The 21059-nt window shown below is 64.1% G+C and carries 18 protein-coding genes and 1 pseudogene; 14 read left to right on the forward strand and 5 right to left on the reverse strand.

The window, feature by feature from the left end:
* Positions 1–126: 126 nt before the first annotated feature.
* Complete coding sequence (kynU, locus tag C4K38_RS03870; protein WP_053277350.1) at positions 127–1377, forward strand: kynureninase; 1251 nt, start codon at positions 127–129, stop codon at positions 1375–1377.
* A gap of 191 nt (positions 1378–1568) precedes the next feature.
* Positions 1569–2981 (forward strand): amino acid permease, encoded by a 1413-nt coding sequence (locus C4K38_RS03875; protein WP_164486994.1) that lies wholly within the window; start codon positions 1569–1571, stop codon positions 2979–2981.
* 106 nt (positions 2982–3087) lie between these two features.
* Here C4K38_RS03875 and C4K38_RS03880 read toward each other — a convergent pair whose 3' ends face one another.
* Positions 3088–3972 carry a LysR family transcriptional regulator gene (locus tag C4K38_RS03880; RefSeq protein ID WP_053277351.1) on the reverse strand — a complete coding sequence of 295 codons (885 nt, stop codon included), beginning with the start codon at positions 3970–3972 and terminating at the stop codon, positions 3088–3090.
* A 204-nt stretch (positions 3973–4176) separates the two neighbouring features.
* Here C4K38_RS03880 and C4K38_RS03885 point away from each other — a divergent pair, with 204 nt between their 5' ends.
* On the forward strand, positions 4177–4941 hold the full coding sequence (locus C4K38_RS03885; protein WP_053277352.1) for a sulfite exporter TauE/SafE family protein: 765 nt from the start codon (positions 4177–4179) through the stop codon (positions 4939–4941).
* Here C4K38_RS03885 and C4K38_RS03890 read toward each other — a convergent pair.
* Entirely contained in the window at positions 4931–5245 is a 315-nt protein-coding gene (locus tag C4K38_RS03890; RefSeq protein ID WP_053277353.1) for a putative quinol monooxygenase, read from the reverse strand. The genes C4K38_RS03885 and C4K38_RS03890 overlap by 11 nt on opposite strands.
* A gap of 203 nt (positions 5246–5448) precedes the next feature.
* Between C4K38_RS03890 and mdaB the strand changes: the two genes are divergently transcribed.
* The 8 genes from mdaB to C4K38_RS03930 all read left to right on the forward strand — a co-directional run bounded on the left by mdaB (position 5449) and on the right by C4K38_RS03930 (position 14778).
* Positions 5449–6039 carry an NADPH:quinone oxidoreductase MdaB gene (mdaB, locus tag C4K38_RS03895; RefSeq protein WP_053277354.1) on the forward strand — a complete coding sequence of 197 codons (591 nt, stop codon included), beginning with the start codon at positions 5449–5451 and terminating at the stop codon, positions 6037–6039.
* Between the two features lie 169 nt (positions 6040–6208).
* Complete coding sequence (locus C4K38_RS03900) at positions 6209–7120, forward strand: LysR family transcriptional regulator (protein WP_053277355.1); 912 nt, start codon at positions 6209–6211, stop codon at positions 7118–7120.
* 229 nt (positions 7121–7349) lie between these two features.
* A complete protein-coding gene (locus C4K38_RS03905) occupies positions 7350–8243 on the forward strand; it encodes an NAD-dependent epimerase/dehydratase family protein (protein WP_053277356.1) in 894 nt (297 codons plus the stop codon).
* A gap of 377 nt (positions 8244–8620) precedes the next feature.
* Complete coding sequence (gene ggt, locus C4K38_RS03910; protein ID WP_053277357.1) at positions 8621–10288, forward strand: gamma-glutamyltransferase; 1668 nt, start codon at positions 8621–8623, stop codon at positions 10286–10288.
* A gap of 302 nt (positions 10289–10590) precedes the next feature.
* The gene (locus C4K38_RS03915) at positions 10591–11940 is read left to right on the forward strand and encodes a GntT/GntP/DsdX family permease (protein ID WP_053277358.1); all 1350 of its coding nucleotides are present in this window, start codon (positions 10591–10593) and stop codon (positions 11938–11940) included.
* Between the two features lie 15 nt (positions 11941–11955).
* Positions 11956–12816: a MurR/RpiR family transcriptional regulator gene (locus tag C4K38_RS03920; protein WP_053277359.1), complete on the forward strand. Its 861-nt coding sequence runs from the start codon at positions 11956–11958 to the stop codon at positions 12814–12816.
* Between the two features lies 1 nt (position 12817).
* Positions 12818–14278 carry an N-acyl-D-amino-acid deacylase family protein gene (locus C4K38_RS03925; protein ID WP_053277360.1) on the forward strand — a complete coding sequence of 487 codons (1461 nt, stop codon included), beginning with the start codon at positions 12818–12820 and terminating at the stop codon, positions 14276–14278.
* A 131-nt stretch (positions 14279–14409) separates the two neighbouring features.
* Positions 14410–14778, forward strand: coding sequence for a glyoxalase superfamily protein (locus C4K38_RS03930; protein ID WP_009046877.1), 369 nt, complete (start codon positions 14410–14412; stop codon positions 14776–14778).
* A 106-nt stretch (positions 14779–14884) separates the two neighbouring features.
* Here the strand turns inward: C4K38_RS03930 and gliR are convergent, their stop codons facing one another.
* Complete coding sequence (gene gliR / locus C4K38_RS03935) at positions 14885–15898, reverse strand: AraC family transcriptional regulator GliR (protein ID WP_053277361.1); 1014 nt, start codon at positions 15896–15898, stop codon at positions 14885–14887.
* A 259-nt stretch (positions 15899–16157) separates the two neighbouring features.
* Between gliR and C4K38_RS03940 the strand changes: the two genes are divergently transcribed.
* Together C4K38_RS03940 and C4K38_RS03950 are read left to right on the forward strand one after the other, a co-directional pair.
* Complete coding sequence (locus C4K38_RS03940) at positions 16158–16715, forward strand: hypothetical protein (RefSeq protein ID WP_053277362.1); 558 nt, start codon at positions 16158–16160, stop codon at positions 16713–16715.
* A gap of 890 nt (positions 16716–17605) precedes the next feature.
* Entirely contained in the window at positions 17606–18010 is a 405-nt protein-coding gene (locus C4K38_RS03950; RefSeq protein ID WP_053277363.1) for a DUF3077 domain-containing protein, read from the forward strand.
* 69 nt (positions 18011–18079) lie between these two features.
* Here C4K38_RS03950 and C4K38_RS32835 read toward each other — a convergent pair whose 3' ends face one another.
* Together C4K38_RS32835 and C4K38_RS32840 are read right to left on the reverse strand one after the other, a co-directional pair.
* A complete protein-coding gene (locus tag C4K38_RS32835; RefSeq protein ID WP_371860276.1) occupies positions 18080–18943 on the reverse strand; it encodes a methyl-accepting chemotaxis protein in 864 nt (287 codons plus the stop codon).
* 42 nt (positions 18944–18985) lie between these two features.
* Positions 18986–19999, reverse strand: a pseudogene (locus C4K38_RS32840) (methyl-accepting chemotaxis protein); the annotation flags it as partial.
* A gap of 382 nt (positions 20000–20381) precedes the next feature.
* Here C4K38_RS32840 and pmrG point away from each other — a divergent pair.
* Positions 20382–21038, forward strand: coding sequence for a lipopolysaccharide core heptose(II)-phosphate phosphatase PmrG (gene pmrG / locus C4K38_RS03960; protein WP_053277365.1), 657 nt, complete (start codon positions 20382–20384; stop codon positions 21036–21038).
* Positions 21039–21059: the final 21 nt, after the last annotated feature.

Raw genomic sequence — 21059 nt, forward strand, 5'->3', positions numbered from 1 at the left:
TCTCATAGCGCATTTTGCACGAAAATTCTCCAGGGCTTCGTTCATTATTTCTTCACCGTGCAGCCGCCGATACCTCCCTCGGCATTGCGTGCGTTGCCGCATGCCATAGTGAAAACAGGACCTCCCATGACAACAAGAAACCACTGCCTGGCCCTCGACGAACAGGACCCGCTGGCGCCGCTGCGCAACCAGTTCGCGCTGCCCGACGGGGTGATCTATCTCGACGGCAACTCCCTCGGCGCGCGCCCGGTGGCGGCCCTGCAACGGGCGCAACAGGTGATTGCCGAAGAGTGGGGCAATGGCCTGATCCGCAGCTGGAACACCGCCGGCTGGCGCGACCTGTCGCAGCGCCTCGGCGACCGCCTGGCCCGGCTGATCGGCGCCGATGCCAACGAAGTGGTGATCACCGATACCACCTCGATCAACCTGTTCAAGGTGCTTAGCGCGGCCTTGCGCGTGCAGGCGCTCAAGGCGCCGCAGCGGCGGGTGATCGTCAGCGAGAGCAGCAACTTTCCCACCGACCTGTACATCGCCGAAGGCCTGACCGAGATGCTGCAGCAGGGTTATTCCCTGCGCCTGGTGGACAGCCCCGAGGAGCTGCCCCAGGCCATTGGCGAAGACACCGCGGTGGTCATGCTCACCCACGTCAACTACAAGACCGGCTACATGCACGACATGCCGGCGGTGACCGCGCTGACCCACGAGTGCGGCGCGCTGAGCCTGTGGGACCTGGCCCACTCCGCTGGCGCGGTGCCGGTGGACCTGAAGCAGGCCGGCGCCGACTACGCCATCGGCTGCACCTACAAGTACCTCAACGGCGGCCCGGGCTCCCAGGCCTTCGCCTGGGTCTCGCCGACACTCTGCGACCTGGTCAAGCAGCCGCTGTCCGGCTGGTTCGGCCATGCACGACAGTTCGACATGGAAGCGCAATACCGGCCGAGCAGCGGCATCGCCCGCTACCTGTGCGGCACCCAGCCGATCACCTCGCTGGCCATGGTCGAGTGCGGCCTGGAGATCTTCGAGCAGACCGACATGGCCAGCCTGCGGCGCAAGTCCCTGGCCCTGACCGACCTGTTCATCGAACTGGTGGAGCAGCGCTGCGCGGCCCATGGCCTGAAGCTGGTCACCCCGCGCGAACACGACAGGCGCGGCAGCCATGTCAGCTTCGAACACCCCGAAGGTTATGCGGTGATCCAGGCCCTGATCGCCCGGGGCGTGATCGGCGACTACCGCGAACCGCGGATCATGCGCTTCGGTTTCACGCCGCTGTACACCCGCTTCAGCGAAGTCTGGGACGCGGTGCAGATCCTCGGTGAAATCCTCGACGAAAAGACCTGGGCCCAGCCGCAGTTCCAGATCCGCCACAGCGTGACCTGAAGCCCGATACCTGTAGCCGCTGCCGCAGGCTGCGATGGAGGCCACGGTCTGCCTGATAGACCGCGGCACCTGGAAATGCGAGTCCTGCGGCCTCGATCGCAGCCTGCGGCAGCGGCTACAGGGCGATACCAGAACCGGCCAGGGACGGCTCGCGACACCGATCAACGCGTGCACACAATAATAAGAGGCTGATGAACGTGACCACGACCAACAAGGGTTTTGCAGCGATTTCCAATCGTGAACAGGGCTTGCGCCGCCAGCTCACGGCCGGGCAGATGAGCATGATCGCCATCGGCGGGGCGATCGGCACCGGGCTGTTCATGGGCAGTGCCTACGCCATCGGTTACGCCGGGCCCAGCGTGCTGCTCAGCTACGCCATCGGCGCGGTCATCACCCTGCTGCTGATGGGCTGCCTGGCGGAAATGACCGTGGCCCATTCCACCTCCGGCTCCTTCGGCGCCTACGCCGAGTTCTACATCAGCCCGCTGGCCGGTTTCCTGGTGCGCTACGCCTACTGGGCGGCCATCGTGCTGGCGGTCGGCGCCGAGGTCACGGCCATCGCCATGTACATGAAGTACTGGTTCGCCCACGTGCCGGAATGGGTGTGGATCGTCTCGTTCTCCAGCGTGCTGATCCTGCTCAACGCCATCAGCGTGAAAACCTTCGGCAACTTCGAGTACTGGTTCTCCACCATCAAGATCGCCGCCATCGTCGGCTTCATCATCCTCGCGGTGTACGTGGTGTTCGGCTCCGGCAATGCCGACTACGGCCTGCACAACTACAGCGCCCACGGCGGCTTTTTCCCCAACGGCGTGCAGGGCATGTGGATCGCGGTGATCGTCTCGATCTTCAGCTACCTGAGCGTGGAGATGATCGCGGTGGCCGCCGGCGAAGCCGAGGACCCGCAGCGGGCGGTGAAAAAGGCCTTTCGCGCGACCATGGTGCGGCTGGTGGTGTTCTACCTGCTGACCCTGGCGCTGATGCTGGCCATCGTGCCCTGGGTCCAGGCCGGCAAGGCGCAGAGCCCGTTCGTCACGGTGATGCAGACCATCGGCATTCCCGGCGCCACCGGGGTGATGAACTTCGTGATCCTGATCGCCGCGTTGTCGGCGATGAACAGCCAGCTGTACATCACCACGCGCATGATGTTCAGCCTGTCCCGCGGCGGGTATGCGCCCAAGTCCATGGGCGCCCTGAGCAAGAGCGGGATCCCGCTGAACGCCTTGCTGCTGTCCAGTTCGGGCATCGGCCTGGCGACCCTGATCAACGTGCTGTACCCGGAAAGCTCGTTCACCCTGATGATGGCGATCTCGATGTTCGGCGCGATCTTCACCTGGTTCATGATCTTTCTCACCCACTACTGCTTCCGGCGTTACCACCAGCGCCATGGCGAGCAGCAGCTGTCGTTCCGCATGCGCCTGTTCCCCTGGAGCACACTGCTGGGCCTGGTGCTGATGGGCGCGGTGATGATCACCACCTACTTCACCGAGGCCTTCAAGATGACCCTGGTGTTCGGCGTGCCCTTCCTGGCGATCCTGACCCTGGCCTACTGGCTGTTCTTCAGGAAGTCCCGGGCGCCGGCGGGGGCGCTGTCCAAGGTCTGACCCAAAACCTGTAGGAGCGAAGCTTGCTCGCGATCCGCGCAGCGGCCATTCACAGCAGCGTCGCGACGAACGCTATCGCGAGCAATCGAGCGTCGACCGGCCGCTCCTACGGTTGGCCCAGGGTTTCCAGGAGGGCCTTGGCGTAGGCGGGCAACTGCTCGAAATTCCGGGCGCAGAGCAGCAACTTGCGTTGCGCCCAGGCCTCCAGCAGCGGCAGCACCTTGAGCGATGGGTCCGGCCCCCGGCGTTCGACGGCGGCCCGGGGCACCACCGCCAGCCCGGCGCCCCGGGCGACCATGCGCATCACCCCGTCAAAACCATCAGCGCGGATGCGGATCGGCATCCGCAGCCCCAGGTGCAAGGCCTGTTCTTCCAGGTACACGGCCAGGGCGCTGTGGGCGGCGAGACCGACATAGTCGTGGTGCAGGCTGTCGCTGAAACTCACCGCCCGACCGTCCGCCAGCGGGTGGTGGGCGGGCAGGACCAGCACCAGCGGGTCGTCGCGAAAGGCCTGGGTCTGCAGGTCCTGGGTGTCCACCGCGTCGGACACTATTCCCAGGTCCGCCGCGCCCTGGCGCAGGGCGTGGGTGATGCGCAGGCTGGGCAGTTCCTGCAGGTCGATATCCAGGTTGGGGTGGGCGCAGAGAAAGTCCGCCAGCGGCTCCGGCAGGTATTCGGTGATTGCCGTGGTATTGCACAGCAGGCGCACCTGGCCTTTGACGCCCCGGGCATATTCGGCCAGGTCCTGGCGCAGGTGTTCGGCCTGTTGCAGCAGGCCGCGCGCATGCTGGGCCAGGGCCTTGCCGGCGGGTGTCGGGCTGACGCCACGGCGGCCGCGCTGCAGGAACTCGGTGCCCAGGGAGGCCTCCATGGCACGGATTCGCGCACTGGCGGCGGCCAGGGACAAATGGCTGCGGCTGGCGCCGGCGGTGATATTGCCGGCGTCGAGGATGTTCAGGTACAGGCGCAGGTCGGTCAGGTCGAAGTGCATGGGGCGGGTCCCTTGAAAGCGCCGCTGCGCGGCTATCGCGGGCAAGCCTCGCTCCTACAAGGACAGTGCAATACCTGTAGGAGCGAGGCTTGCCCGCGATAGGGCCATTACAGCCACTGAAAATCTACAGCCTCTCGCCAGGCAAGAGGCTGCCTCAGTATATGGCAGATTTTCAGCCCACCGCCGCCGGCGCAGAATAACGCCATGAACACTTCCCTCGCGTTTTACCAGAACCTCGGTTTGCTCCTGTCCCTGCTGGTGATCGGCACCTTTGTCCTGGCTGGCATGATCAAGGGCGTGATCGGCCTCGGCCTGCCGACCATCGCCATGGGCCTGCTCGGCCTGGCTATGGCACCGACGCAGGCTGCGGCCTTGCTGATCATTCCGGCGACCCTGACCAATGTCTGGCAACTGGCCTTTAGTGGGCACCTGCTGGGTCTGCTCAAGCGCTTGTGGCCGATGCTGCTGGCGATCTTTATCGGCACCGGCCTGGGCAGCCTGTGGCTGGGGATCGACGGTGGGCGCTGGGTGGTGCGGGCGTTGGGGGCGGCGTTATTGCTCTATGCCCTGAGCGGATTGCTGCTGCCGACCCTGCGGCTGCGGCCGCGAATGGAAACCTGGCTGGGCCCGGCCTGTGGCCTGGTGACGGGCGTCATCACTTCGGCCACCGGGGTGTTCGTGATTCCGGCGGTGCCTTATCTGCAAGCCTTGGGCTTGCACAAGGATGAGCTGGTGCAGGCCCTGGGGCTGTCGTTCACCGTCTCGACCCTGGCCCTGGCGGCCGGCCTGTACTGGCGCGGCGCCCTGGGTGGCGGCGAGCTCAGCGCCTCGTTGCTGGCGCTGATCCCGGCCCTGCTCGGCATGTGGCTGGGCCAGGCGTTGCGCCAGCGCATCAGCGCGGTGCTGTTCAAGCGGGTGTTCTTTTGTGGCCTTGGGTTGCTCGGCGGCCACCTGTTGATCAGCGGTTAGCGGACGACGGGCTGAGCATATCGATGCGGCGGATATCGAAGTCCCGTTCCAAGTAATCCATGCGCTTGTCGAAGAAGGCCTTCATGTGCGGCAGGTTGGAGTGCACCTCCAAGTGCGCCTGGGATTCCCAGATCTCGTAGAAGATGAACAGGCTCGGGTCCTGCTGGTCGCGCAGCATGTGGTATTCGATGCAGCCGGGCTCGGCGCGGCTTGGCTCGACATAGGCGCGAAACAGCGCTTCGAAGGCTTCGGACATTTCCGGGCGGGTTTTGGCGTGGAGGATAAAACCGTGCTGTTCGGACATGCTGTGTTCCTGGGTAAGGGAGTTTTTAAAAATTCTACGACACGAATCCGCCGCCTATTCGTGCGTATTGGTCAAATGTTTTTTGCCTGGACCGCGCTTATTCATATCGTCTTTCGACGATATTCTCCGCCCCATCGTTTTTAATCTTCTCGACCCGGCCTTGCAGAGCAGCGCCAAAGGGTTGTTCCTGATGAGGCTGGATCATGAAAAAAGTACTGTTGCTCAACGGTGGCAAGAAGTTCGCCCACTCCGACGGCCGCTACAACGCGACCCTGCATGAAACCGCGGTGGCGGTGCTGGACCGTGGCGGCATGGACGTGAAAGTCACCCACATCGACGAGGGCTACGACATCAAGGAGGAAGTGGCCAAGTTCCTCTGGGCCGACGTGATCGTCTACCAGATGCCGGGCTGGTGGATGGGCGCGCCCTGGACCGTGAAAAAGTACATCGATGAAGTCTTCACCGAAGGCCACGGCAGCCTCTACGCCAGCGACGGCCGCACCCGTTCCGACGCCTCGCAGAAATACGGCAGCGGCGGCCTGATCCACGACAAGCAGTACATGCTGTCGCTGACCTGGAACGCTCCGCAGCAAGCCTTCGACGACCCGACCGACTTCTTCGAAGCCAAGGGTGTGGATGCGGTGTACTTCCCGTTCCACAAGGCCAACCAGTTCCTCGGGATGAGCGGCCTGCCGACCTTCCTCTGCGTCGACGTGATGAAGCGCCCGAACATCGAAGCCGATGTGCAGCGTTACGAAGAACACCTCAAGGCGGTGTTCAACCTCCCCGCGTAAATCCGGCTACTATCGGTGGCGTGCCGTGTAGCCGCTGCCGCAGGCTGCGATCGACTTGGGCGGCACTCCGACGGAGCGGGTGCCGCTCTTGAGGCCCTCGAAGGTCCTGCGGGCCTTATCGCAGCCTGCGGCAGCGGCTACAGGCGCCCAACCGAGATAGAGGACTTACGTGAAAGCCAGATCCGACGAACTCCAGATCTTCGTCTGCGTCATCGAGTGCGGTTCGATTTCCGCGGCGGCCGAGCAGGTCGGGCAGACGCCGTCGGCGGTCAGCCGGACCCTGTCGCGCCTGGAAGCCAAGCTCGATACCACACTGATCAACCGCACCACACGGCGCATGGACCTGACCGAAGAGGGCAAGTACTTTTTCGAGCAGGCCAAGCTGATCCTCGACCAGATGGACGAGCTCGAAGAACGCCTGTCGTCCCGCCAGCAGACACCGTCCGGGCGCCTGCGGATCAACGCTGCCTCGCCGTTCATGCTGCACGCCATCGTGCCCTACATCGCCGAGTTCCGTAGCCTGTACCCGGACATCCAGCTGGAGCTCAACAGCAACGACCTGATCATCGACCTGCTGGAACAGAGCACCGATATCGCGATCCGCATTGGCACCCTGGCGGACTCGACCCTGCATGCGCGTTCGCTCGGTTGCAGCCCGCTGCATATCCTCGCCAGCCCCGCGTACCTGAAGCAGCACGGCACACCCGCCACCGTGGCCGAGCTGAGCGAACATACCCTGCTGGGCTTCACCCAGACCGAAACCCTCAACCACTGGCCGCTGCGCCATGTGCACGGCGACCGCTGGCCGATCCAGCCGGGCATCAGCGCCTCCAGCGGTGAGACGGTGCGTCACCTGGCGCTGGAAGGGCAGGGCATCGCCTGCTTGTCGCACTTCATGACCATCGACGACATCCGCGCCGGGCGCCTCACGCCGATCCTCGCCCAGTTCAACAGCGGTTATCGCCAGCCGATCAACGCCGTGTACTACCGCAACTCGCAGCTGGCCCTGCGCATCCAGTGCTTCCTCGACTTTATCCAGGGCAAGCTGGCCGATTACGCCAACCCGCTGTTCGAAGGCTGAGGCCTTGTCCCTGTAGGAGCCGGCTTGCCGGCGATAGGGCCGGGTGCCTTGCACCGCCCGGGCAGGTGCCGTCGCTGGCAAGCCAGCTCCAGCAGCGGTCAACTCCCGTGGGAAGGCTGATCCCTGATTCGTGACCCCTGCGCAAGAGTGATTTGGGCCAGCCTGCCTGTTTCGGCAGGAGTCGCCGCCGATACTGGCGCCATCACTTATCCACCCAGGGAGTTTCTCCATGAATGTATTCGTCACCGGCGCCGCGGGTTTTATCGGCGGCTCCATCGCCACCGGCCTGGTCCAGGCCGGCCATCAAGTCACCGGCCTGGTGCGCAGTGCCGAGCAGGCCGCCGAACTCACTGCCCTGGGCATCAAGCCGGTGCTCGGCAGCCTGGACGACAGCGCCGTGCTGATCGAGCAGGCCCGCGCCGCCGATGCGGTGATCAACGCCGCCAGCAGCGACCATCGTGGCGCGGTGGAAGTCCTGCTCGCGGCCCTCAAGGGTTCGAACAAGGTCTTCCTGCACACCAGCGGTTCGAGCATCGTCGGCGATGCCTCGGGCGGCAAGGTCAGCGACGTGATCTACCAGGAAAACAACCTGCCAGAGCCCACCGTCGACAAGGCCGCGCGGGTGGCCATCGACAACCTGGTGCTGGCCGCGGCCAAGGACGGGGTGAACTCGGCGGTGCTCTGCAACACCCTGATCTACGGCCACAGCCTCGGGGTGAAACGCGACAGCGTGCAGCTGCCGCGACTGCTCAAGCAGGCACGTAAAAGCGGCGTGGTGCGGCATGTCGGGCCGGGGCAGAACATCTGGTCCAACGTGCATATCGAAGACGTGGTGGCGCTGTACCTGCTGGCGCTGACCCGCAACATTCCAGGGACTTTCTACTTCGTCGAAAGCGGTGAAGCCTCCTTCATCGACATGACCACTGCCATGGCCGAAGCCCTGCGCCTCGACCCGCCGCAGGACTGGCCGCTGGCCGACGCCGAAGCCGAATGGGGCTACGAGATGGCCAACTACGGTCTGGGCTCCAACAGCCGCGTACGCGGCAAGAAAGCCCGCGAACAGCTGGGCTGGGTACCGCGGCGCACCTCGGTGCTGGAGTGGATTCGCCACGAGATGGTCTGACCCGCTATCCCTGTAGCCGCTGCCGAGCGCCAGCGAGGCTGCGCTCGGCGGCGTAGCCGTCGTAAACCGGCTGGTGCGTTTTTCCAGGCAGTTCGCGGGTTCAGGTTTTGCGGCAACGGCGTTGCCGATCGCAGCCTCGCAGGCTCGGCAGCGGCTACACGGGCAGCGTGATCCTGTAGCCGCTGCTGCAGGCTCGGGCCGCGTTCGGACGATCGACCGGTACGGTCGTGACGACCTCAAGCGCGGCACCGTAGCCACCGTCACTCTTCCCCTCGCCAGACGGCCGCTTCAAGCGGCCGTTTTTATTTGCCGATTGCTCCGCCCCCGATCTTGCCCCTATCGTTCGACCTGCCAAAAACAATAAAAGGACGGACCTTATGCGCATTGTTCTGTTTAAGACCTTGGCTCTGACAGTGGCCATCGCCGCCAGCTCGCCGGCTTTCGCCGCGCTGCTGGAAGGGGGCGCGGTCGCCGCGCCGAACCAGTATGGCGCCGACGTCGCGGCGCAGATTCTCAAGAAAGGCGGCAACGCGGTGGATGCCGCGGTCGCCACCGCCTTCACCCTGGCGGTGACCTACCCCGAGGCCGGCAACATTGGCGGCGGCGGTTTCATGACCCTGTTCATCGACGGTAAACCCTACTTCCTCGACTACCGCGAAACCGCGCCCAAGGCCGCGACCCGCGACATGTACCTGAATGAAAAAGGCGAGGTCATCGAAAACCTCAGCCTGGTCGGCGCGCGCGCCGCGGGGGTGCCGGGCACGGTGATGGGCCTGTGGGAAGCGCACAAGAAGTTCGGCAAGCTGCCCTGGAGCGAGCTGATCACCCCGGCGGTGGGCTATGCGAAGAACGGCTTCAAGGTCGCCGACAAGCAGTACCAGTACCGCGAGGACGCGCTGAAGCTGTTCAAGGACAGCACCAATTTCGGCGACTATTTCGGCAGCATGAAATCGGGCGAAACCTTCCGCCAGCCGGAGCTGGCCGCGACCCTGGAACGCATCGCCGACCAGGGCGTCAAGGAGTTCTACGAAGGCAAGACCGCCGACCTGCTGGTGGCGCAGATGCAGGCCGACAAAGGCCTGATCACCAAGCAGGACCTACAGGACTACAAGGTCGCCTGGCGTGAGCCGCTGCAGGTCAACTGGCGCGGCAACACCCTGTACACCGCGCCGCCGCCCAGCTCCGGTGGCGTCGCCCTGGCGCAGTTGATGACCATCAAGGAAGAACGCACGGCGGACTTCAAGGGCGTCGAGCTGAACTCGGCCAAGTACATCCACCTGCTGGCGGAAATCGAAAAGCGCGTGTTCGCCGACCGCGCCGATTACCTCGGTGACCCGGCGTTTTCCGAGGTGCCGGTCAAGCAACTGACCGACCCGGCCTACCTGAAAAAACGCGCCGCCGAGATCAACCCGACGGCCATCTCGCCCACCGAAAAAGTCCGCCCGGGCCTGGAGCGGCACCAGACCACCCACTTCTCCATCGTCGACGCCGACGGCAACGCGGTGAGCAATACCTACACCCTTAACTGGGACTATGGCAGCGGCGTGGTGGTCAAGGGCGCGGGGTTCCTGCTCAACGACGAAATGGACGACTTCAGCGCCAAGCCCGGGGTGGCCAACGCCTTTGGCGTAGTCGGCGGTGATGCCAACGCCATCGCGCCGGGCAAGCGCATGTTGTCGTCCATGAGCCCGAGTCTGGTGACCCGCGACGGCAAGGTCACCCTGGTGCTGGGCACGCCGGGCGGGTCGCGGATCTTCACCTCGATCTTCCAGGTGCTGAACAACCTCTACGACTTCAACCTGCCGCTGGAAAAAGCCGTGGCCGCGCAGCGCGTGCATCACCAGTTGCTGCCCAAGGACACCATTTACTACGACGCCTACGCACCGCTCAGCGGCAAGGTCGCCGACGAGCTGAAAGCCATGGGCTACACCCTGGAAGACCAGGGCTGGGAGATGGGCGATATCCAGGCGATCCGGGTCACCGGCAGCCAGCTGGAAACGGCCTCCGACCCGCGCGGGCGCGGCGTGGGCAAAGTCGTCAAATAACCCATCGACGCGAGCAAGCTTCTGTAGGAGCGAAGCTTGCTCGCGATTGGGGCACCGCGGTGGGTCAGGAGCGACGCTATCGCGGGCAAGCCTCGCTCCTACAGAAACAGGCGCCTGCTCCTTCCGCTACAGCGGATGAAAATACCCCTCGCCGATTTTCATTATTCGCGACACGACTTGTCTGTCCGCGACAAAGCTTGTCTCTATACGAAAGTTACTTTCATGCGGTTTGAAAATCCGGTCACGAAATGATTTATGAGTTTCACAAGCATTCGACGTGACCCTTTTTCGAGGAGTACCGCATGACACCTGCATTGGGCTACTGGCTGCTGGGCTATGCCGCCATCGCCATCATCGCGCTGATCGTCCTGATCGCGCGTTACCGGATCAACCCGTTCATTGTCATCACCCTGGTCTCGGTGGGCCTGGCGCTGATGGCCGGGATGCCGCCGTCCGGCGTGGTCGGGGCCTACGAGGCGGGTGTCGGCAAGACTCTCGGGCACATTGCCCTGGTGGTGGCCCTGGGCACCATGCTCGGCAAGATGATGGCCGAGTCCGGCGGCGCGGAGCAGGTGGCGCGGACCCTGATCGACCGTTTCGGCGAGCGCAACGCGCATTGGGCGATGGTCTGCATCGCCTTCCTGGTGGGCCTGCCGCTGTTTTTCGAGGTCGGCTTCGTGTTGCTGGTGCCGATTGCCTTCACCGTGGCGAAGCGTGTCGGCGTGTCGATCCTGATGGTCGGCCTGCCGATGGTCGCCGGCCTGTCGGTGGTGCATGCCCTGGTGCCGCCGCACCCGGCGGCGATGCTGGCGGTGCAGGCCTATCAGGCATCGGTGGGGCAGACCCTGCTGTATGCGATCCTGATCGGCATTCCCACGGCGATCATCGCCGGTCCCGTGTACGCCAAATTCATCGTGCCGCGCATCCAGCTGCCGGCGGAAAACCCGCTGGCGCGCCAGTTCATCGACCGTGAGCCGCGCACCCGCCTGCCCAGTTTTGCGATCACCATGGCCACCATCCTGTTGCCGGTGGTGCTGATGCTGATCGGCGGCTGGGCCAACCTGATTTCCACCCCGGGCAGTGGCCTCAACCAGTTCCTGCTGTTTATCGGCAACTCGGTGATCGCCCTGTTGCTGGCGACCCTGCTGAGCTTCTGGACCCTTGGCCTGGCCCAGGGCTTCAACCGCGAATCGATCCTCAGGTTCACCAACGAATGCCTGGCGCCGACCGCCAGCATCACCCTGCTGGTGGGCGCCGGTGGCGGCCTGAACCGGATCCTGGTGGACGCCGGGGTCACCGACCAGATCGTCGGCCTGGCCCATGAGTTCCAACTGTCGCCGCTGCTGATGGGCTGGCTGTTCGCCGCGCTGATGCGCATCGCCACCGGCTCGGCCACCGTGGCCATGACCACCGCCTCGGGCGTGGTGGCGCCGGTGGCCATCGGCCTGGGTTACCCCCATCCGGAACTGCTGGTGCTGGCCACCGGCGCCGGCTCGGTGATCTTCTCTCACGTCAACGACGGCGGCTTTTGGCTGATCAAGGAATACTTCAATATGACCGTGACCCAGACCTTCAAGACCTGGACGGTGCTGGAGACCCTGATCTCGGTGGTCGCCTTCGCCCTGACCGTCGGTCTTGCCCAACTGCTTTGAGCCCAGGTGCCGCCCATGGACATCCTCTACCAGATCCGTTCCCGCCAGGATTCCTTCAGCGCCGGCGAAGGCCGCATCGCCCGCTTGATGCTGGATGACGTCGGTTTCGCCGCCTCGGCCAGCCTGGAAGAGCTGGCGCAGCAGGCGGAAGTCAGCGCCGCCACCCTGTCGCGTTTTGCCCGCAGCGTGGGTTGTCGCGACCTGCGCGACCTGCGCCTGCAACTGGCCCAGGCCAGTGGGGTCGGCAGCCGTTTTCTCGACCCGGCGGGCACCCCGGAGCAGTCGGGTTTCTACCGGCAGATCGTTGGCGATATCGAGTCGACCCTGCACCAGCACCTGGCGGGGTTCGACGAGTCGCGCTTTCGCGACGCGGTGCGTTTGCTGGGCAAGGCGCAGATGATCCACGCCTTCGGCATGGGCGGCTGTTCCACCTTGTGCAGCGACGAATTGCAGGTGCGCCTGGTGCGCCTCGGCTACCCCATCGCCGCCTGCCACGACCCGGTGATGATGCGGGTGACCGCCGCGGCTTTGGGCCCGCAACACGCGCTGATCGCCTGCTCCCTGACCGGCATCACCCCCGAATTGCTGGAGACCGTCGAACTGGCCCGCAGCTACGGCGCCAGCGTGCTCGCCATCACCCTGGCCGACTCGCCGCTGGCGCAGCTGGCGGACGTGCTGCTGCCGCTGCAAAGCGCCGAGACCTCCTTTATCTACAAACCCACGGCCGCGCGCTACGGCATGTTGCTGGCCATTGATGTATTGGCCACCGAGCTGGCGCTGGCCCTGCCCGAAGACAACCAGGAACGCCTGCGCCGGATCAAACTGGCCCTGGACGATTACCGCGGCGGCGACGATTGCCTGCCGCTGGGAGACTGACATGTTTTACGACACCCTGATCCGCAATGCCCTGGTGATCGACGGCAGCGACCGTCCGGCTTACCCCGCCGATGTCGCGTTGCTCGATGGCCGCATCGCTTGCATCGGCGACCTGCAAGGCGCCCGCGCCACTGAAGAAATCGACGCCGCCGGGCAGGTGCTGGCCCCTGGTTTTATCGACGTGCACACCCACGACGACACCGTGGTGATCCGCCAGCCGCAGATGCTGCCCAAGCTCAGCCAGGGCGTGACCACGGTGATCGTCGGTAACTGCGGCATCAGCGCCGCGCCGGTGAGTCTGCGCGCCGACCCGCCCGACCCGATGAACCTGCTGGGCAGCCAGGCGGCCTTTGTCTACCCGCGTTTTCGCGACTACCGCGACGCGGTGGACGCCGCGCAACCGGCAGTCAACGTGGCGGCGCTGATCGGCCACACGGCGCTGCGCAGCAACCACCTGGACGACCTGTATCGCACCGCCACGGCCGAGGAAATCGCCGCCATGCGCGAGCAACTGCGCGCCAGCCTGGAAGACGGTGCCCTGGGCTTATCCACAGGCCTGGCCTACGCCAGCGCCTTCTCGGCCGAGACCGACGAGGTGCTGCAACTGGCCGAGGAACTGAGCGCCTTCGGCGCGGTGTACACCACCCACCTGCGCAGTGAATTCGAGCCGGTGCTGGAGGCCATGGACGAAGCCTTCCTGATCGGCCGCCACGCCAAGGCGCCGGTGATCATTTCCCATCTCAAATGCGCAGGAGCGGGCAATTGGGGGCGCAGTCCGCAGTTGCTGGCCTCCCTGGAGCAGGCGGCGAAAGACCATCCGGTAGGCTGCGACTGTTACCCCTACGCGGCCAGTTCCTCGACCCTCGACCTCAAGCAGGTCACCGACGCTTTTCGCATCACCATCACCTGGTCCACCCCGCACCCGGAACTGGGCGGCCGCGACCTGATGGACATCGCCATCGAGTGGGGCACGACCCTGGTTGAGGCCGCGCGACGCCTGCAACCGGCCGGCGCGGTGTACTACGGCATGGACGAAGCCGATGTGCGGCGCATCCTTTCCCACCCGCTGTCGATGATAGGTTCCGACGGCCTGCCGGAAGACCCGTTCCCCCATCCACGGTTGTGGGGCGCTTTCCCGCGGGTGCTCGGGCACTTCAGCCGCGACCTCGGCCTGTTCCCGCTGCACACCGCCGTGCACAAGATGACCGGCCTGTCGGCGGCGCGTTTCGGCCTCAAGCAGCGCGGCGAAATCCGCGAAGGGTATTGGGCCGACCTGGTGCTGTTCGACCCGGCCCGGGTCCGCGACGTCGCCGACTTCAAAAGCCCGCAACAGGCCGCCGAGGGGATCGAGGGCGTGTGGGTCAACGGCGTGCGCAGCTATGCCGAAGGCCAGGCCAACGGCCGCAGGCAAGGGCGCTTCCTGGCGCGGGAAGGGGATTTGCGCGAAGGGTTCAACGGCTGAAGGCGCGTGGCGCCGAATAGGTGAACGCCGTCACAGTGATGGCCTGATGATATTAAAGAAAGCCTTGGCCTAGCCGAAGTGCTGACATCCACCTGCTATACCGTGGACATCTTTCATCAGGGAGTCGCGCAATGAGCTTTGGCAAAACCACCCCCATCCTGCGGATCTTCGACGAGGCCAAGGCGCGGGAGTTTTATATCGACTTCCTGGGCTTCACGCTCGACTGGCAGCACCGCTTCGAAGACAACTTCCCGCTGTATATGCAGGTGTCGCGCGGGGAGTGTGTGCTGCACCTGTCGGAGCATCATGGCGACAGCACGCCGGGCTCCGCGTTGCGCATCGAGACCGACGAGCTGGAGGCCTTCCAGCAGCAGTTGCTGGCCAAGGATTACCGCTTCGCCCACCCGCAGATCCAGGCCATGCCCTGGGGCAGCCAGGACATGACGGTGCTCGATCCGTTCGGCAATCGGTTGGTGTTTACCAACGCCATTTGCGTGTAGTTCGAAGTCCCTATCGCGGGCAAGCCTCGCTCCTACAGAAGAGCACCGCGTACTTTGTAGGAGCGAGGCTTGCCCGCGATAGGGCCCGTAAGAACACCCAAAACTCTCACTTGCCGCGCTGCCGAAACTCCCCCGGCGTCATCCCCGTCCGCCCCTTGAACGTGCGGTGAAACGACCGCGGTTCGGTAAAGCCCAGGTAATAGGAAATGTCCTGGATCGGCAGGTCGCTGTGCAGCAGGTAATGCTCGGCCAGTTCCTGGCGCAGGTCGTCGAGGATCTGCTGGTAGGAGGTGCCGGCCTGCTGCAGTTGGCGTTGCATGGTGCGCGGCGACATCGCCAGCAGATCGGCCACCTGCTCCTTGCGCGGTAAACCCTCCTTGAGCAACTGGCGCAGGGCGTTTTTCACTTGCAGCGCCAGCGGAGCTTCCTCCAGCGACGCCATCAGGCTCATCGCGTGTTCTTCCAGGGTTCGCAGCAACTGGGCGTCGGCCTGGCGCAACGGCAGTTGCAGGTAACTCAGCGGCGCCAGCAAGGCCGAGCAGCTTTGTTCGAACAGCACCGGGCAAGCAAAAAACGCTTCGTATTGTTCCAGCCTGGTGCCGGCCGGCAGCGGGTGTTCGAACCACACGGCGCTCGGTGAGAGCTGGGTGTCGGCGATCCAGCGGGCATAAAGCAGCCAGGAGGCGAGCACGTTTTCCACCAGCTGGCGGCGGGTGTCGGAGGTCGGCAGGCGGCAGTTCCAGATCAGGCGGACCTGCTCCTCGGCCATCTCGATGCGGCTCACCCCCATGTCGCCCACCAGTTTCTCGAACGGCATGATCCGGCTCATGGCTTCGCCCAGGGTCGCGCAGTTCATGGTGATGTAGCCGAGCACGCTCCAGGAGTTGGGCAGCACGTAACGGGCGGCGTTGAGGCCGAACAGCGGGTCGCCGGAGTGCTGGCAGAAATACCCCAGCAGGCGTTCGTGGACCTCGACGGGCAGGCGCAGGCTGTTGTCGTTCAGTTGTTCGGCGGCAAGGCCCGCGGCGTGCAGCGCGGGGGCTGTGGGCAGGCCGAGGTGTTCGGCGTGGCGCAGGTATTTGAGCAGCGGTGGGACCGAGGTGTAACCAAGGGGCTGCATGGTGGGGTTCCTGGCGGTGGGCGCGCTTTTTGAGGGTAAAGGTAATGGGCCGGGATCGTTGGTGCAACGCTAGCCTTGTTGGCGCGGCCGGTCGACGCTCGATTGCCCGCGGTGGCGTCCGTTTCTGCGCTCACAGGCGGTGATGGGTTCAAGACTGCCGGCCGATGGCCGATCTGTGAGGGGTGGGTATGTAGCAGGGATTGACCCACTTATGGGGGCTCGATGGCTCCCTTCATCCTTCAAGGAACGGAATTCAACGATGAATGCACCCATGGTGTGGCCGGAGGTTTTTCTCGGGGCTTTTGCTGCGATCAGCGAGCGCATGGCGCAGGTACTGGAACTGAGCGATTGCCGGGAGCACTGGATTCAGGCGGAACTCAGCCTGTATGCCTGGCAGCAGGGTTATCCGGATATCTGGACCAGCGGTAAGGCCGGAGGACGCACGAAAGTCGACCTGTACACGGAAGATCTCGACATGGCGGCCGAGGTGAAATGCCTGGGGGATGTGTCTTTTGCCAAGTGCCTGATGGGCAAGGGTATGGCCGAGACCCGATCCGTTCTTCGAGAGGATGGCGATGGGCGGCTCTGGTTTCCGCAGGTTGACCCGGATGAGTCCGTTGAGTGGTCGGTATTTGCGGACCTTCGCCGCTTGCAACGGATGGAGGTGGTTCGGAACAAGTTTCTTGTTCTGGTGATTGCCAAGGATTACGTGGCTGAGACGGAGATGGGGGAGGTGCTGCGGCGGCTTCGTTTGTCGGAAGAGGAGTGGTCCTTGGAGTTGCAGAACGCCACGGTGCGGATCTGGCGGATCGAGTAGCGCAGGTACAGCGTGCTTCTGTAGGAGCGAGGCTTGCCCGCGATAGCGGTAGTTCTGGCGCTGCATTTTTTGGATGGTGTACATATCCGTTCCTGCGGTAACGGCCACTTATGGTTTCGCCCTTACGGCGAGTCCCTTTTTACAAACGCCTAAAAAGGAACCAAAAACGCTTGCCCCTGCGTACGGCCTTCGCTGCGCTCAGGTTTCCTCGCTCCGGCGTCCATCAGGGGGCATCGACTCCGGTCGGCTTCGCTTCGACCTCCATACGATGTCCTCGACTGCGTCGAGGGGCGCTGCGCGCCATCCCCCTGATGAACACCTCCACTCGGCCTCCCGATGGGGCGGGTAGATCAAAAGCCAAAGCCAAAGCCAAAGCCAAAGCCGGGTGCGACCTGCCGGTCGGCGCTGAGCCCTGTAGCCGCTGCCGAGCCTGCGAGGCTGCGATCGACCCCGAAGGGGGCGCAAGGTTTTGAGATCGCCGAAGGCCTTCGGCCTTATCGCAGCCTGCGGCAGCGGCTACAGGGATCGTGTACATCAGCTCGTTTGGATGACGTGTTTTGTCGTGTAGGACGCTGTCTGAAAGTGAGGCGCGTCGCTTTCCTTTGTAAGGCTTTTCCGAGAAACTCCGGGCCGCTTGCGTCTGGGAAGGGCGCTGTCTAGCCTCGGGTTCGTCACTGGTTTTTCGGTGATCGGGTTTAGCAGCTCGCTTCCAAGTCACGCAGGTATCGCTGTCAGCTCAACCAACTTTTTTGGTTGTTGTCATGGCGGCTGTGCGTGGGGCGCCCTCGGGTGCGCCGGGATTCTTGGACCGGTCTGCTAACCCGCGTACAGCTGCCACCCTCATTCGTTTAGCAGCGGTAGGTGGTGGCTCCATTCCAAGAGGATCCACCATGAAAAAGCTCGTCCCCGATCCGCCCATGCTTTCGCCCAGTCGCGAACGGATCGTTCAGCTGGAAATCCCCAATCAAACCCTTCGTCAGGCGCTGGAAAGTCGTGTTGAGGGGGAGCCTTTGCATTGTGCTTTGCAGGAAACCGGCAGTGCTTCTTTCGGTTGTCGCGACGGTAACGGTCGGCCGTTGTTTGCGGTGCGTGCCGGGGTCAGTGCCGAGGAGGCGTTGTTGCATGTGTCGTTGTTGCTCAAGTGTGCCGAGGAGACGGCGGATGAGATCACCAGTGCCAGCGGCATCGAGCGTGGCTTGATCTGGTCGATGATCCATTCGGTGGAGATGGCGCGGGCGGTGGTGGATGCGTTGCTGGATGGCGCGGGCCGGCAGGGGGTGTTGCGGGAGGGGTGATTGCGCGGTGGTGATGGGGGCCCACTTCCTTGTGGGCGCCTCGTTTTTCCCGTGGTGGGAAGGCGAGGGTCAGACGCGGAAGTGGCTGACCATCATTTGCAGCTGGTTGCCCAGGCGGGCCAGTTCGACGCTGGAGGCGGCGGTTTCATCGCTGGCGGCGGCGGTCTGTTCCGAGACGTCGCGCACGTTGATGATGCTGCGGCTGATTTCCTCGGCCACGGCGCTCTGTTCTTCGGCAGCGGCGGCGATCTGCTGGTTCATCGACTGGATGTTCGACACCGTGCGGGTGATGTTCTCCAGGGAGGCACCGGCCTTGCGGGTCAGGTCGACGCTGCTGTCGGTCAGGCTGCGGCTGTTGTTCATCACCAGGGCCACTTGCTGGGTGCCGTTCTGCAGGCCGGCCACCAGGCCTTCGATTTCCTCGGTGGATTTCTGTGTGCGTTGCGCCAGGGCGCGGACTTCGTCGGCGACCACGGCGAAACCACGACCGGCTTCACCGGCGCGGGCGGCTTCGATGGCGGCGTTCAGGGCCAGCAGGTTGGTCTGTTCGGCCACGGCCTTGATCACGTCCATGACGCTGCCGATCTTCTGGCTTTCCTGTTGCAGCACGGTCATGGCGTCGGTGGAGCGCACCACTTCGCTGGCCAGGCGTTCGATCTGGGCGATGGCTTCGGCCACCACCTTGTCGCCTTCGCGGGCTTCGCCGTCGGCGGCGGAGGCGGCTTGCGAGGCTTCTTCGGCGTTGCGCGCGACTTCCTGCACGGTGGCGGTCATCTCGTGCATGGCGGTGGCCACCTGGTCGGTCTCGATCTTCTGGCTGTTGACCCCGGCGCTGGTTTCTTCGGTCACCGCCGACAGTTCTTCGGCGGCGCTGGCGATCTGGGTCACGCCGTCGCGGATGCCACCGATCAGTTCGCGCAGGGTCACGCCCATGCGGCCGATGCCTTGTTGCAGCACGCCGAGCTCGTCGCGGCGGGTGACGCGCACGTCCTGGGTCAGGTCGCCGGAAGCGATGCGCTCGACCACGGTCATGGTTTCACGCAGTGGACGGGTGATCTGGCGGGTGATGATCACCGCGGCCAGGATGCCCACCAGCAGCGCCAGCAGGGTACTGATCATTTGCAGGCTGCGGGCCTGGACGCTTTCTTCGTCGCGGCGGTCGAGCTGGAACTGGTACAGCTCTTCGCTCTGGCTGACGATCAGGGCGCCTTGTTCGGTCATTTCCTTGCGCGCCTGGCCGGCTTCGCCGACGGCGGTCTTGAAGGTCAGCAGGGAGGTGCGGTAGTCGCTCAGGGCGGCTTTCAGCTGACGCAGGGCATCGCCCTGGGTGCTGCTGAAATGGCTGTCCAGCGGGCCCAGTGCGGCAATCGCGGCGTCCATTTGCGCGACGGCGTTGCGTTCGGCGTCCAGGGTGCTGTTGTAGATGTATTCACGGGCTTCGAAGCGCGCCAGCAGGAACTCTTCGCGGGCCTTGGTAATGGCCCGGAACTGCTCGAAGCGCTGGTCGCTCAGGGGCATCTGCTGCACGTGCGTGGTGATGGTGTCGATCAGGTTGCGCGCCGCTTCGGAGTTGCCGTTCATGGTCTGGCGGGCGGCATTGGCGTTGCGGTAGGCGTTGCGCATCTTGTTCAGGGACGCCTGGTAGGCGCTGATGGTGGCGCCCTGTTCCTTGAGCAGCTTGACGTTGGCCGGGTTCTTGAAGCTGTTCTGCAGCTTCTGCTGCTGGGCCGAGAAGTCGTCCAGGGTGGTCTGCACATTCTGCGCGGCGGTTTCGTCGCCGTTGGTCAGCATGTATTGCAGGCGGGTCACGCGCAGCTTGGTCAGCCCGGCGTTCAATTGGGTGATGTCGCTCATCCAGTTGCTGCGGTCGATCAGACCGCCCAGGCTGGTCCAGCCCGTGATGGCGAGGATGGTAGTCAGGGCCAGGACCAGGCCGAAGCCCAGGCCTAACTTGAGATTGACGCTGATGTTGCCGAACCAGCTATTCATGCAATTCCTCCAGGAACGTTGTGCTTCTTGATCGTGTATCGCTGGAAGATTGTTGTTATTGGTGGCCAGCAAGGATTTGTTCGCAGGTGTGTATCGGCGGCAAGGGCAATAGCTGAAACGATTTCATCGGATTAGTTTTGTGCACCATTTTGGGGCTTTCCAAGGGCCTGATTTCCCTACGGAAACCGCCTGGCCGATTGAGATTTTTTTCACATCCGTTTCACTGGGCGGCCACGCCTCACTGCCTAAAGTCCGACCCTCGATCGGGTGCCACGCACTCGATTTGTCATGAGCGGCGGTTAGCTTCTGCTGCGCTGCTCAACTCAATGTCTGGTGGTCATATAGGGGCGGCTCGCACGTGACGTCAGGACTCAGTCTTCCGGTGGCAAAACCTGCGCTTGTCGCAAGCCGTTTTGCCCGTTATCGCAATACCCTGGTGATAAGCCTGGTGGCCTTGCTGGTGCTGCCGCTGGTGTTCTTTCTGCTCAAGCCCGCGGCGGTGCCGGACCTGGCCCACGGCAACCTGGCCGGGGCCAAGGCGCTGAGCGCGGCCTGGGCCAAGGGCCAGATGATTGTGCTGATTCGTCACGTCGAGCGCTGCGACCATTCCAACGCCGCCTGCCTGAACGTGCCCGATGGCATCACCGACCGTGCCCGTGATGTGGCGGTGGGTGTTGGCGCGCAGTTCGAGCACCTGGGGCTGGACAAGGCCGACATCTATCACAGCCCGCTGACCCGCGCGGTGCAGACCTCGGGCTATATGTTCAGCAAGGCCGGCAGTGGCGAAGACTGGCTGATCAACTGCAAACGCAGCATGTTGCGCGATGCCCTGGCGCACAAAGTGGCCGGGCGCAACCTGGTGCTGGTGACCCACAGCGAATGCATGGCCGCGCTGGAGAAGGCGCTGAAGCTGCCGTCTTCGACCCTGGGCTATGGCGCCTCGTTGTTCGTCTCCACCGATACCCCAGGCGGGCGTCCGCACATGCTCGGCTTCATCGAAGCCAGCGACTGGCGCTCCGTTGCCTTCAATCGTCCCTGACCGTCCCTTGCCCGAGACCCT

The organism is Pseudomonas chlororaphis subsp. piscium, assembly GCF_003850345.1.
GTDB classification, from domain to species: domain Bacteria; phylum Pseudomonadota; class Gammaproteobacteria; order Pseudomonadales; family Pseudomonadaceae; genus Aquipseudomonas; species Aquipseudomonas piscium.

What these genes read in the sequence shown, in the direction of transcription:
- kynU (WP_053277350.1), top strand. Translation starts at nt 127, where the DNA reads ATGACAACAAGAAACCACTGCCTGGCCCTCGACGAACAGGACCCGCTG.
- C4K38_RS03875 (WP_164486994.1), top strand. Translation starts at nt 1,569, where the DNA reads ATGAACGTGACCACGACCAACAAGGGTTTTGCAGCGATTTCCAATCGT.
- C4K38_RS03880 (WP_053277351.1), bottom strand. Translation starts at nt 3,972, where the DNA reads ATGCACTTCGACCTGACCGACCTGCGCCTGTACCTGAACATCCTCGAC.
- C4K38_RS03885 (WP_053277352.1), top strand. Translation starts at nt 4,177, where the DNA reads ATGAACACTTCCCTCGCGTTTTACCAGAACCTCGGTTTGCTCCTGTCC.
- C4K38_RS03890 (WP_053277353.1), bottom strand. Translation starts at nt 5,245, where the DNA reads ATGTCCGAACAGCACGGTTTTATCCTCCACGCCAAAACCCGCCCGGAA.
- mdaB (WP_053277354.1), top strand. Translation starts at nt 5,449, where the DNA reads ATGAAAAAAGTACTGTTGCTCAACGGTGGCAAGAAGTTCGCCCACTCC.
- C4K38_RS03905 (WP_053277356.1), top strand. Translation starts at nt 7,350, where the DNA reads ATGAATGTATTCGTCACCGGCGCCGCGGGTTTTATCGGCGGCTCCATC.
- ggt (WP_053277357.1), top strand. Translation starts at nt 8,621, where the DNA reads ATGCGCATTGTTCTGTTTAAGACCTTGGCTCTGACAGTGGCCATCGCC.
- C4K38_RS03915 (WP_053277358.1), top strand. Translation starts at nt 10,591, where the DNA reads ATGACACCTGCATTGGGCTACTGGCTGCTGGGCTATGCCGCCATCGCC.
- C4K38_RS03920 (WP_053277359.1), top strand. Translation starts at nt 11,956, where the DNA reads ATGGACATCCTCTACCAGATCCGTTCCCGCCAGGATTCCTTCAGCGCC.
- C4K38_RS03925 (WP_053277360.1), top strand. Translation starts at nt 12,818, where the DNA reads ATGTTTTACGACACCCTGATCCGCAATGCCCTGGTGATCGACGGCAGC.
- C4K38_RS03930 (WP_009046877.1), top strand. Translation starts at nt 14,410, where the DNA reads ATGAGCTTTGGCAAAACCACCCCCATCCTGCGGATCTTCGACGAGGCC.
- gliR (WP_053277361.1), bottom strand. Translation starts at nt 15,898, where the DNA reads ATGCAGCCCCTTGGTTACACCTCGGTCCCACCGCTGCTCAAATACCTG.
- C4K38_RS03940 (WP_053277362.1), top strand. Translation starts at nt 16,158, where the DNA reads ATGAATGCACCCATGGTGTGGCCGGAGGTTTTTCTCGGGGCTTTTGCT.
- C4K38_RS03950 (WP_053277363.1), top strand. Translation starts at nt 17,606, where the DNA reads ATGAAAAAGCTCGTCCCCGATCCGCCCATGCTTTCGCCCAGTCGCGAA.
- C4K38_RS32835 (WP_371860276.1), bottom strand. Translation starts at nt 18,943, where the DNA reads ATGGGCGTGACCCTGCGCGAACTGATCGGTGGCATCCGCGACGGCGTG.